Genomic DNA, 12,392 nt, shown 5'->3' with positions numbered 1-12,392 from the left:
TCGCCGAGGAATTCCATGACGCCCACGCAGCAGGACGCATCCCGGATAAGCCGGCAAGCCGGTGCGCGGAGAAGATTTCCACGCAACCGGGTGGGCATTTTGTTCTTTTCCTCTGGACTGTTTCCGTGCTTTTTTCCAGCGCTGATGCTTTTTTTTCAGCTTGTTTCGCCACGCACCGGCTGGACGGTCGAAGAGGATGACAACGGGGTGGAGGAGCTGTTCATGGGCACCACCCTGGAACTTCCGGACTGGCTGCGTACCCCGGACGGCTACGTCTTCCGTCCGGAAGGCAAGCCGGATCCGTTTCGCCCGTTCGTCCGCCCTGCCCCGCCGGAAGAGTCGTTTCGGGCTCAAGCTCCGGCCAGGGCGTTGACCCCGTTGGAACGCGTCGAGGCGACCCAGTTGCGGGTGATCGGCATTGTCTGGGCCGTGGATCGTCCCGACCAGGCTCTGGCCATGGTCGAAATGCCCGACGGCAAGGGATTCGTGCTCCGGCCCGGAGTGGGCGTGGGACGGTACGGCGGTAAAGTCCGCCGGATCACTGCCAACGAGGTGATCATCGAGGAACATGGCCTGGACATCGCCGGTCGCGAACAGGTCAGGGAAGTGATCCTCAAGCTGCATCCAAGCGAGGGAGATGATCATGGGTAGCGCCCTGAAAGCGATAAAGATTCGAGCGAGAGGACGGCGGACGAACCGACTACCGATCCTTTTTTGCGGCGCGATCATGTTCGTGCTGGTGACGGTTTATGGGGGCACTTCCATCGGTGCCGAGGCAATCGCCCCGGAACCCGTACCCGAGGAAAGAGTGTCGTCCGAAGCAAATGTGACGCAACCGGTCGAGGATTTCCTCGGAGAATCAAGGACGGTTGATTCACGGCCCGACATGCGCCAGGCGACGTTTTTCCAGGCCGACGACGTCGTGGGCATCCGTCTGGAAGCGACCGGCGAACTGACGTGGCGATCCGTTTCAGCTCGTCCGGGCCAAATTCGGATACTGTTTCCCAGTGCCGTCATACCGGCGACGGCTGCCCGACTGCACCAGCTTCACGCCTTCGGACATCCGGTGAAAACAGGGTTGCTGCGGAATACCCCCGACGGCGGCGAGTTGATATTGACCGCCACCGACCCGATAGTCATCGAGCCCGAGGAGGTGCCGGAAGGGCTGATCCTGCGTTTCGTGGACGCCCAGGCCCGAACGGAAGATGCCAAGCTTTCCGCCATGCCGACGGTTCGTCCGGAGCCACGGGAGCATCCGGTCCAGGATGCGTTGGAAACGCGCTTTCCCGAGGAAGAAGCGCTGTTTCCGGGAATGCGCGAAGAGTACGTCGGGACGCCGATTTCCATTGATCTGCAAAACGCCGAAGTGGAGCACGTGCTGCGGCTCATCGGCGAGGTGGCCGGGTATAATCTGATCCTGGACGCCGGAGTCGGCGGTCGGATCTCCATGAAACTGGACAATGTGCCCTGGGATCAGGTCCTGGACCTCGTTCTTGTCCAGCGCAATCTGGGAATGGTGGTCCGGGGCAACATCCTGCGCATCAGCACGGCCCAGCAGTTGGAGAGCGAACGGGAACAACGCCGCCGCGCCCGGGAGTCCGCCATGCAGGCCCAGGAGACCATCGAACGCCTGGAACCGTTGCAGACGGCCTACATTCAGATCAATTACGCCACCGCGGCGGAGATGGACGCCAGGACGCGACCCTTTCTGAGCGACAGGGGCAGGCTCAGCTTTGACCCACGGACCAACACGCTCATCCTGACCGACTCTCCGTTGCGAATTCGGCAGATTCAGGGAATCATCGACAGACTGGACCAGCCCGAACGACAAGTGATGATCGAGGCCAGGGTCGTTTATGCCTCGGACGAGTTTCAGCGCGCCATCGGACTCCGCTGGGGAGGCGGTATTGAAGGCGTCACGACGGAGTACTACCGAGGCGTCTATGGCGCGGCAGGCGGCGGAGTCCCGATCAACCAGGGCGGCGTCGGGCAGACCGGATACCTGGTCAATACGCCGATAGCCATGCCCCCCACGTTTGGAATCGGAGGCTTCATCTCCAAGCTCATGGGGCCGGATATGTTTACCCTGGACGTCCAGTTGCAGCTTGGAGAGCTGCAGGGCGAGTCCAGGACCGTCTCCAGCCCGCGCATCGTGACGTTGAACAACTCACGGGCGGTGATCAAGCAAGGCACGCGGGTGCGGGTCAACGTGCTTGACGACGCCGGCAATCCTCAGCCTGCTTTTGAAGACGCGGTTCTCGAACTGTCCGTCACGCCACAAATTACTCCCGACGACCAACTCATTCTTGATCTTGTCGTCAAGGACGACGTGCCAATTGGGGAAAATATCGACACCAAATCCGCCGAGGCAAAGTTGATCGTCAACAACGGAGAGACAATCGTCCTGGGGGGGGTGTTCAAGGCGGCCGAAGGCCAACGCGAGAACCGCGTGCCGGGGCTGGCGAACATTCCAGGGTTAGGGGTTCTTTTCAAAAGCAGGATCACTGAAGAAAGAAAGGAAGAGCTGCTTATATTTATCCGGCCCAGTATCCTGTAAAGCCACTGAAAGTGGCTGGGCCTCGTAGAGTGGAAAGCGTGCCTGACAAGTTCCGGTTCGCCTGTAGCCTTGGGTCTGGGGAGATGTGCTCTCCCTGGTCCCGAGGCTTTTGTCATCACCGATCGTGAGGATTCATCGTGCAACAGCACCCCTTTCTCCGTCCTGAAATTCAAGGTTTCAGTCCCTACACTCCAGGGCTTTCCATTGATGAAATCCGTGAGCAATACGGTTTGCAGCGGGTGATCAAGCTGGCCAGCAACGAGAATCCGCTGGGCGTTTCGCCGCTGGTTCAAAAGGCTTTGCAAGATCACGCCGACGGAGTGTTTCGGTATCCCCGGTCGGGCAGCCCGGAGTTGCGGGCGGCTTTGGCGGCGCATCTGGACGTGCCGGAGGAGTGGATCGTGGCCGGCAACGGTTCGGACGAGATCATCGACCTGTTGATCCGGGTCGCGGTCCGGCCGGGTCGTGATCACATCCTGATCTTCGAGCCCAGCTTCAGCATGTACCGCTTGCTGGCCAGGCTCAGCGGCGTGGAGATCCGCACCGTTCCCCTGGGCGAGGAGTTTCATTTCCCCTGGGACAAGTTGCTGCACGCGGCGACCGAGCAAACCGCCCTGGTTTTCGTGACCACCCCGGACAATCCCACGGGGTACGCCCCCCCGGTTCAGGAACTGGAAACCCTCGCCCGCCGACTCCCGTCGCGGACGTTGCTGGTGGTGGACGAAGCCTACATGGATTTCGCCTCGCCCATGGACCAGTACTCCTTGCTGTCTCGGCTGCGCGATTTTCCCAACGTGGTCGTGCTGCGGACATTTTCCAAGCTCTACGGGCTGGCGGGGCTGCGGCTGGGATACGGGGTCATGCCGCCCTGGCTGGCGGATGCGTTGATCCGGGTCAAGCCGCCCTTCAGCGTGAACATCCTCGCGGAAAACGCCGGTCTGGCCGCCTTGCGCGACGTTCATTTCGTCCAGGCCTCCCTGGAATGCGTCCAGGCCGGAAGGGCCTGGCTGACGACGGAATTGACCCGGCTCGGTTGCCGCGTCTTTCCTTCGCAGGCCAATTTCCTGCTGTTCAAGCCAGGGCACGACGCTTTGTCCGCCTTGGACGTCTTCCAGAAACTCCTGGAGCAAGGGGTGATCATCCGGCCCCTGAAGAGTTACGGAATGGAGGAATATCTGCGGGTGACCGTTGGAACGGGAGAGGAGAATCGAATTTTCGTCCGGGAACTGGAGGCCGTGCTCCATGGCTGAACATCATCCCGCGCGGACATCAAAAGATCTTCTTGAACAGCCTTTGGTCGTCACCCTGGACGGGCCGGCCGGATCGGGCAAGACCACCGTGGCCAGGATGGTCGCCGATGGGCTGGGCATTGCCTACCTGGACAGCGGAGCCATGTTTCGGGCTTTTGCCCTGCGCCTGGGAGCGCAAAGCTGGACCTGGAGCGAGGAGGTTCTGCGGGAACGCCTGGCCGGGTTGGAATTCACCCTGCGGGGACAAGGCGGTCAGGCCGCGCTATTCCTGAATGGAGAACCACTGGGCGAGGAAATCCGGCGCGAGGAGGTCGGGATGTGGGCCTCAAATCTGGCCAAGGTGGGCATGGTTCGGGAAATCCTCAAGCAGGCCCAGCAGCGCCTGGGAGCCGGAACCTCCCTGGTGGCCGAAGGCCGGGACATGGGCAGCGTGGTCTTCCCCCGGGCCCGGTACAAATTTTTTCTGGACGCGGCGCCCGAGGAGCGGGCCAGACGGCGCTGGCTGCAACTCAAGGAGATGGGCGTCGAGGAGGACCTGGACGCCCTGATCGCCAATCTGCGCCACCGCGACGATCAGGACCGCAACCGGGCCCTCGCCCCGCTCAAGCCCGCTGACGACGCCGTGATCATCGACACGGCGGGTTTGACTCCGAGTGAGGTTGTCGAAAAGATCGTCGAAATCGTGTTGCCTGCTCCGGCGACGGAAGCTGAGAGCACAGCTTCAAAGGTAACTGCTCAATAACTTGTGGCAAGCATGGACTGGATACCGGCCTTCGCCGGCATGACGAGATTGGGAAAACGTATTACTTGAAGTCATTCCCGCGAAAGCGGGAATCCAGATGCAGATAACTTGCAGGCTGTGCCCGACCTTATTGAGTAGTTACCTTCAAAGTAATAGAAACTGACGGACATCAGCGAGGATATCCAAAATGCAAAAAGAATTATCAGATTTTATCGACCTTGAACGATTCATGAGGGATGCCGTTGCCGAGATCCTGCGACATGAAGACTCGTCCGGGTTTATGGACTGGGCCCGCCAGGCGCTTCCGGATTATCTCGGCCAAAATCCCCAGCTCGATCAAATCGACGCCATGGTTCAGGATCAGTTGGCGACAGTGCTGGCCCGGATGATCTGGAACTCTACCCCGCTGCCCGGCAACGACTTTCGTCCCCAGCCGCTGCCCGCGCCTCGCAGAAATGATCGTTGCGATTGTGGTTCCGGGAAAAAATACAAACAATGTTGCGCCATGATCCCGTCCATGGAGGCTTTGGACGAGGAGGCCTTCTGGCACATCGTGGTGGATACCTTGCCGCATGAAGAACTGATCAGTGCTTTGGAGCGCAAGCGCATTCCCCGCAACGTCATCACTTCCGTGGCGGAACGTTTCCTGGAGCGTGGGCAGGGGGAGATGGCCGTGACCATTTTGGAATCAATGTTTACCGGAAAGCTGAACCGCCTTGACCCGGAAATGGGGGAATACGCCTTTGATCTGCTGATGGACGCGTATGATCGGCGTCTTCAAGTCGCGCGCAAGGTGGCCATCATCGAACGTATCCTGGCCAACGCCCCTCGTGGGCCGCTGCGCTCCGTGGCCCTGCAACGCAAGGCCACCATGCTGGCGGACCAGGGCAACCTGACCGAAGCCTGGGAGGCGTTCAGCCAGGCCATGCGGGACGATCCGGAGTCGCTCTCCTTGTGCATTCTGGAACTGCAACTGCTGATGGTTGAATCCCGCTGGCAGCAGGCCAAGGACCGGGCCGTCTTCTGGCATGCCAAGATTACCAAGCTGGCGGACAAGCTGGAAAATCCACAACGTTTGCTGGATTTCCTGCGATCCGTCATGGAAAATCCCCAGGAGGCCCGGAAATCGATGATGGCTCCCAGCCTGGACTGGGATGAGGATGATCTGGACGAGATTGAGGAGATTGTGGAGGAAGACGCCGAACTCATGGACCGGATTCAGAGATTGCAGACATGGATCGTTAGTCAGGTCAACCAGCCCATGAAGTCGCATCGTGCTTACCCCCTTGAGCACTTTGGCAAGGACAGGGAAGACGGGCACAAAAAACTGCTTCTAAAATTTTTTGCAAGCATTGGTGTGGCTGACGACGCGCCTGAGGTGATCGTCACCGAGACAATGCAGGCTTTGCAAGACGAGGTCCGTGATCCGGAATCCCTGATCTCCCAAATGGGCCTGGACACCTGCCGGGTGATCCAGCCGGAGGATGACGACCTGATGGACCTGGAGCAGTCCTGGGGAGAGGTGTTTCCCATGCCCAAGCCGCGGGGTGTCGTGGTGGACGACGATCAGGATGATGGCGAGTCATATGTCTGGGAGAAAGACGATTTCGAAGAATGGATGGAACTGCTTGAGGAGCATCCCGAAGCCATTGGAAGTCTGTATATCCTGGACGACCTGCTCCTTGCCATGCTGCAGCTTCCTGATGAAAGCATACCCGTCCGGTCGATATCCGCGTCGGTCGCGATGCTGTCGCAAAGAGCCGGAGAAAGCATCAAGCAGGTCAAGCTCGAACCGGAAGAGAAACTGCCCTGGCTCCTTCCCCAGAATCGCCCCATGTTACGCTGCTTGGCCAGATACATAGAAATGCATCTTGCTCTTGAAGACATGAATGAAGTGGAGCGGTCCGCCAACCTGTATCTGCGGCTCAACCCCACGGACGAAGAGAACATGGTCTCGCTGCTAGGTACGGCGTTGCTGCGACTCGGCAAGGATGATCAGGTTTTGAGCCTTGCGGAGGATAATCCCGAAAATGGTCGGCCAGAACTGGCCTATTGTCGGGCCATCGCCCTCTTTCGGCAAGGCAGAAAGGATGATGCCGAATCAGCCATGGTGGAAGCCATGGAAAACTTCCCCATAGTTCCCGAATATTTGTTCGAGCCGGAGATCGGTGAACCGGATGAGGACGATTATGAAGGCGATGAAGATGATGGATTTACCTTTCATGACGCGAACGTGGCCTGGGATTATGCCCGGATGAACCGGGATTTTTGGGAGTCCGTGCCGGGATTGATGGAATGGGCGGAGGAGTTGTTTGATCGGATGGAGGAAGAAGAGTAAAAGTCTTGATGTTTTGGCAAATGCACCCGGGCTGTGACTATTTTTGTGTACCTGGAAAGGTTTCGACAAGAATTCAATCCGGCGAACGATATGGCAATGTCTCAATTAATTAAGGCTCATTATGCGTTTCGGACTGTTTTCTTCCTCCGGGAATCCCAACGGGATTCAGTCCCATAGCCCAGGGTTGCGGCGCACCGCCGCTACCCTGGGACCAGCGCCGTGTTTCCTCCGCCAACCCCAACGGGGTTGCGTCCGCAAAATGAAAACCCGGCCAGTAACGAACGAGGACGTATCTGACGCAACCCCGTTGGGGTTGTTTCTCTTTCATTCAATTATCCCAGGGTAGTCCAGCCTTTGGCTGTTCAACCCTGGGCTGGTGGACGATGCCCCGTTGGGGCATAAACCGATGGCAAAATCATACCCAGGCGGAGCACCCGTCCGAAACGCATAATGAGCCTTAATGAAATATTTTTCGATCTGCTTGATTAGTATCATGATATTGCCATGAGCAGTCCACGATCACCATATACGACCAGGATCCAAAAAGGGGGCGCCCTTTTGGAGGACATGCGCATGCTTGTCCGGTCATGGCGGGAGGAGGGAGCGGGCTCGGAGAGTGAAATTCGCAAGCTCCTGGGCAAGCGGACCCTCGCGCGGTCCAAGGATACACTTGTGAGGGCCTTCATTCCGAGGTTTGTTCACGGCGATCCATCGCAAGCCTGGAAGATTCTTCAGTTGCTGGAAGCGCGAAACGTTATGCCCGAGGTGCTTCGCCCACTCTACTACTGGGTCACGGCCCGAAGCGACAGGCTTTTGTACGACTTTGTGGCCGGTGAATTGCGACTGTCCGTGCATTCTGGGAACGGGAGCGTGCGCACCGAGGAAACCGCGCTTTGGATTGCCAAACAGCTCAAGTTCAACGGACAGGCCTGGAGTCCCACGGTCACCCTCAAAGTCGGACGCGGCATGTTGGCGGCCTTGAGGGATTTCGGGATACTCGAGGGCACGGTGAAGAAACGCGTCGCACCGGTGCATCTGCCCTTGGAGTCGTTTTGCTGGATCGCCTTTTGGCTTTGGCGGCTGGGAAGCAGCGGGGAAAGCCTGGTGCGTCATCCGGACTGGGGTCTTTTCCTGCTTGGCCAGACCCAGGTCGAGACCATGTTTCTGGAGGCGCATCAGCGCAATTTTCTCGACTTCCAATCTGCAGGCCGCATCTATCGAGTCGACTTTCCGACCGAGTCGCCAGGAGCCTATGCCGATGACCTTTTTGGAGAGTAGCCTGCAAACCCTGGCAAGGGACCTGGTCGCGGAGCCGTTGCGGATCAGCGCGTATCATGACCTTCCTTTCGCCATTTTCCGGTATGATCCCGGCCAGGAATTCGAGTTGCGCCGTCAGTTGCGGCTCCTGGCCCATGGCTTGGAGCAGAATCATGCCAGGCAGGTGCGATTCGTGTCTTTGGCCGAGGTTGTCTGGACAGTGGTTGCTGAAGAACAGGGGCTGGATGATCTGGTCAAGGTGGAAAAGCTCCGAGGGTTCAATGCGGCCCAGAACCATGTGCACAGTCTTCTGAGCAGCGAATTCTTCCGTCCGGCGGCTGACGAGGTGCTCTCCCGCCTGGAGGGACTGAATCCAAAGAATTCGCTGGTGTTTTTGGTCCGGGCAGGTGGGTTCGCTCCGGCTGTCTACCGTCCGTCGCTGTTACTGGACAAGCTGCACCAGCGAACCATGGTCCCGATCGTTTTTTTCTATCCAGGAGGAACCAGGGGGGCCACGGAGCTTTGTTTCTACAATCTGCCGGGATCGGGTGATCTCGGAGCCTACAATTACCGTGTGAAGGTTTATGGAGCCGAGGCATGAAGACCATACGCGAAGTTTTTGCCAAACCGATTGATCGGACCATCGAGGAAGTGATCAAGGTTGAGCAAGCCGATGAAAAGGCCGTGCTGGTGGAGTTGGATGAATATGTGCCCACGGAGTTCCTGCAGGAACAGTACGCCCGCATCCTGGACGCTATTGCCGCCGGTCCCGCGAGTCCTCGTGAGGGAATCGGCGTGTGGGTCTCCGGGTTCTTCGGCTCTGGAAAATCCATTTTCGCTAAAATCCTCGGGTACACTGTAGCGGCCAGGAAGGTCGGCGGCAGGACGGCATCCGACATCTTCAAGCTGAAGGTGAACAACTCCAGAATCTCGGCACTTCTGGATTCCATCAATGCGCGCATTCCCTTCCATGCCGTCATTTTCGACGTTTCCATGGACCGGGGCGTCCGCCTGGCCAACGAGCGTCTGACCGAGATCATCTACAAAGCCTTGCTGCGGGAACTGGGCTACTCGGAGGATTTCGACCTAGCCGAGTTGGAGATCACGCTGGAAGGGGATGGCAAGCTGGATACGTTCATCCGACGGTTTCAGGAAATCCACGGGCATCCCTGGACCAGGCGACGGCTTCTCGGCTTGGCTCTGAACGAGGCCAGCGCGGTACTGCACGACATGGCTCCGGAGACCTACCCCACGGCGGATTCCTATGCCGTTTCCGTGGGCAACGGGAGGGCGGACATCACCCCGAACAGGCTGGCGCAAAGGGCCTTTGAGCTGGCCGAGCGCCGCCGGCCCGACCATGCCATGATCTTCATCATTGATGAAGTGGGTCAGTATGTTTCGCGTAGCGTTGACAAGATGCTTGATTTGCAGGCTATTGTTCAATCGTTGGGCGTGGAGGGCAAGAACCGGGTGGAGCACAAAAGGGCCGTGTCGCCCTGCTGGCTTGTGGTCACCTCCCAGGAAAAGCTGGACGAGGTCGTCAATGCTTTGGACTCCAGGAAGATCGAACTGGCCCGGCTGCAGGACCGTTTTCGTCTTACCGTGGATCTGAAGCAGTCCGACATTGCCGAGATCACCGCCCGGCGGGTTCTGGAAAAGACACCTGAAGCCAAACAGGTTCTCGGCGGCCTGTACGACGCCAACGAGGGGCGGATCAATGAACTCGGGCGGCTGGAACGGACCAGCCGGGACACCTCCGTGAGCAGGGACGCTTTTCTGCGCCTGTATCCCTACCTGCCGTACCAAGTTGAATTGAGCGTGGACATCGTGGCCGGTCTGCGTCTACGCCGCGGTGCGCATCGGCACGTGGGCGGCAGCAATCGGACCATCATCAAGCAGGCCCAGGAGATCATGATCAATCCCAGGACCCGCCTCGCCGACGCCCCCCTGGGTGATCTGGTGACCTTGGACAAGGTCTACGAGCTGCTCTATCTCGGCAATTTACTGCCCAGCGAGATCAGCCGAGAAATCGACGACGTGACCAGAAACCTGCCGGACAACGCCTTGGCCCAAAAAATCGCCAAGGCCATCGCCCTGCTGGAGCCGGTCAAGGATTTGCCGCGCACCGCCGGCAACCTGGCCGCGGTCCTGTTTCCCTCGGTGACCGCCGGATCATTGATGGGCGAGGTGGAAAAAGCCCTGGTCGTGCTTGAGCGGGCCCAGGTCGTGCGCAATTCCGAGGACGGCTACAAGCTGCTGACCGTTCAGGAAAAGAACTGGGAAACCAGCCGCAACAGCCTTGCCCCCCGCGAGGCTCAGCGCAATCGCATCAAGCGGGAGGCGCTCAGGGACATCTTCGCCGATCCCCAGTTGCGAAAGTATCAGTACAAGAATCTCCGGTCATTCCGAAACACCCTGGTGGTCGAGGGAGACGTGGTGGAGTCCTCGGGCGACATTCCGTTGAATCTGCTTTTGGCGGATTCGATACAGAGCCGGGCCGACCGGATGAGCGAGGCCAGGGAGGAAAGCGGGGTTCGCCGCCAGGATGTTTTTTGGGTCGTTACCCAGACGGATGAAATTCATTATCTCGTGGATGAGACGTGCAGGTCCCGCGAGATGATCGCAGAATATGAGCGACTTCAGTCCCAACAGCGCCTGACGCCGGAGGAGTCCTCCTGTCTGGCCGAGGAAAAGAACAGGGGGGAGTCGTCCTACCGTAAGCTCCGTGCCAAGCTGCTGGAGGCGGTCAGGTCAGGGACCGGTTTTTTCCAGGGGGTCCAGCACGATGCCACAGCCTTGGGCTCGGGATTTGCTGAAATTTTTCACCGGCTGTTCGATATCGTCACGCCGGTTCTCTATCCCAAGGTCGAGATCGGCGTGCTGCCGCTCAGGGGCGACGAGCCGGAAAAGCTGATCGTCGCGGCCAACCTGAACGGCCTGCCCCAGGTTTTCTACCACGACAGGCCGGAACAAAGCCTGGTCGTGAAGCAGAGCGGCAAGCACGTACCCAACCTCGGGGCGGACTTGTGCCGGGAAATCCTGGACTACCTGAGGAAGGAACATGCCTACGGCAACAAGGTTACCGGCAAGGCTCTGGAGACCCATTTTTCAGGCATCGGCTTCGGATGGGAACGCGAGACCCTGCGCCTCGGACTTGCTGTTCTGTTCCGGGGCGGGGCCGTGGAGGTCACCCATCAGGGCCGCAGGTACCGCAACTACAGCGACCCGGCCTGTCGGCCCCCCTTTGTGAACAGCCCGGCATTTCGCGCGGCCTCTTTCGCTCCCCGGGAAACCCTGGATTTGAAGGTTCTGGCCCGAGCCGCCCAAGCCTATGAGGAGATCACGGGCAAGGACGTCAACATCGAAGAAGGTGATATTGCCAGCGCATTTCAGATGGTGGCCGCCGCTGATCGGGAGAAACTTTTGCCTGTGGCTGCCCGGCTCTCGGCCCTGAAGGTTCCTGGTGCGGAATCCGTGGTCGCGCACCTGCAATGGGTCGAAGGCATTCTGGAGATGGCCCCGGATGATTGCGTCAAGACTTTGGCTGGCGAGGGGAAATCCTATCTTCAGGCCCGGAAAAGTGCCTTGATTCTGGAATCATTGGCCACGGACGAGAACCTGGTTCTGTTGGATACGGCTCGGAGAGTGCTGAACGAACAATGGCCGGTCCTGCGGGAGCGCCGACCGACTCCTGAGTCTCGGGAGGCCGCCCGTGAGCTGTCCGAGGCGCTCGGGACGGAGAACGTTTTTGACCATCTGGAGCGGGTCCGACAGGCATCGCGCGTGCTCATCGACGAGTATGGGCGATTGTATAGCGAGGTCTTCCAGCGTCGCAACCAGGTCTATGAGGCCGCGATCGATCATGTGAAAGGGCTTCCGGAGTGGGTTGAGGTCAGCCAGAATGTGAACATGCCCGAGGAAGCTCATCAGAATTTGCTTCAGCCGCTGGTTTCGCGGCTTGGGCAGGCGCTTGAGCTGGAACCGGGTGATACGCTCTGCCGCATCGCCCGGGCCACCATTTCCCAGATGGAAAGCGACATCGCGGCCGTCGAGGGCCTGACCCGCGAGGTGATTCTGCGGCTTCAGCAGGTCATGGAGCCTGAGGAGCAGGTGGAGCGATTCCGCATTTCCCAGCATTTTTCCGGGAGAATCGACACGCAGGAGGAACTGGACGCCGTCCTCGCGGCGCTGCGGGACAGACTGGAAAAGCTCCTGGCCCAGGGGTGCAAGGTGATTCTGGAGTAGGTT

General features: G+C 59.1%; 8 protein-coding genes. All 8 read left to right on the top strand.

The annotated features are described in order from the left end of the window. Nucleotides 1–15: 15 nt before the first annotated feature. The 8 genes from AC559A_RS03025 to brxC all read left to right on the top strand — a co-directional run bounded on the left by AC559A_RS03025 (nucleotide 16) and on the right by brxC (nucleotide 12,389). A complete protein-coding gene (locus AC559A_RS03025) occupies nucleotides 16–651 on the top strand; it encodes a pilus assembly protein PilP (protein ID WP_498816190.1) in 636 nt (211 codons plus the stop codon). A 175-nt stretch (nucleotides 652–826) separates the two neighbouring features. After that, the gene (locus AC559A_RS03020; RefSeq protein WP_498816188.1) at nucleotides 827–2,557 is read left to right on the top strand and encodes a type IV pilus secretin PilQ; all 1,731 of its coding nucleotides are present in this window, start codon (nucleotides 827–829) and stop codon (nucleotides 2,555–2,557) included. A 137-nt stretch (nucleotides 2,558–2,694) separates the two neighbouring features. Continuing rightward, entirely contained in the window at nucleotides 2,695–3,807 is a 1,113-nt protein-coding gene (hisC, locus tag AC559A_RS03015; RefSeq protein ID WP_498816187.1) for a histidinol-phosphate transaminase, read from the top strand. Then, on the top strand, nucleotides 3,800–4,549 hold the full coding sequence (gene cmk / locus AC559A_RS03010; protein WP_498816186.1) for a (d)CMP kinase: 750 nt from the start codon (nucleotides 3,800–3,802) through the stop codon (nucleotides 4,547–4,549). Before hisC ends, cmk begins: the two co-directional genes overlap by 8 nt. 229 nt (nucleotides 4,550–4,778) lie before the next feature. Continuing rightward, entirely contained in the window at nucleotides 4,779–6,887 is a 2,109-nt protein-coding gene (locus AC559A_RS03005) for an SEC-C metal-binding domain-containing protein (protein WP_498816184.1), read from the top strand. A 504-nt stretch (nucleotides 6,888–7,391) separates the two neighbouring features. Next, nucleotides 7,392–8,165, top strand: a complete 774-nt coding sequence (locus AC559A_RS03000; protein ID WP_498816182.1) for a BrxA family protein — start codon at nucleotides 7,392–7,394, stop codon at nucleotides 8,163–8,165. Then, a complete protein-coding gene (locus AC559A_RS02995; protein ID WP_498816181.1) occupies nucleotides 8,146–8,745 on the top strand; it encodes a BREX protein BrxB domain-containing protein in 600 nt (199 codons plus the stop codon). Before AC559A_RS03000 ends, AC559A_RS02995 begins: the two co-directional genes overlap by 20 nt. Beyond that, nucleotides 8,742–12,389, top strand: a complete 3,648-nt coding sequence (brxC, locus tag AC559A_RS02990) for a BREX system P-loop protein BrxC (protein ID WP_498816180.1) — start codon at nucleotides 8,742–8,744, stop codon at nucleotides 12,387–12,389. The genes AC559A_RS02995 and brxC overlap by 4 nt, the downstream gene beginning before the upstream one ends. Nucleotides 12,390–12,392 lie beyond the last annotated feature (3 nt).

It is taken from the genome of Desulfonatronum zhilinae (genome assembly GCF_900182865.1).
GTDB classification, from domain to species: domain Bacteria; phylum Desulfobacterota; class Desulfovibrionia; order Desulfovibrionales; family Desulfonatronaceae; genus Desulfonatronum; species Desulfonatronum lacustre.
This window is presented reverse-complemented; position numbering and strand designations above follow the sequence as displayed.

Coding starts and splice junctions, on each gene's coding strand:
- AC559A_RS02995 (WP_498816181.1), top strand. CDS start 8,146: ATGACCTTTTTGGAGAGTAGCCTGCAAACCCTGGCAAGGGACCTGGTC.
- AC559A_RS03000 (WP_498816182.1), top strand. CDS start 7,392: ATGAGCAGTCCACGATCACCATATACGACCAGGATCCAAAAAGGGGGC.
- cmk (WP_498816186.1), top strand. CDS start 3,800: ATGGCTGAACATCATCCCGCGCGGACATCAAAAGATCTTCTTGAACAG.
- AC559A_RS03025 (WP_498816190.1), top strand. CDS start 16: ATGACGCCCACGCAGCAGGACGCATCCCGGATAAGCCGGCAAGCCGGT.
- AC559A_RS03005 (WP_498816184.1), top strand. CDS start 4,779: ATGAGGGATGCCGTTGCCGAGATCCTGCGACATGAAGACTCGTCCGGG.
- brxC (WP_498816180.1), top strand. CDS start 8,742: ATGAAGACCATACGCGAAGTTTTTGCCAAACCGATTGATCGGACCATC.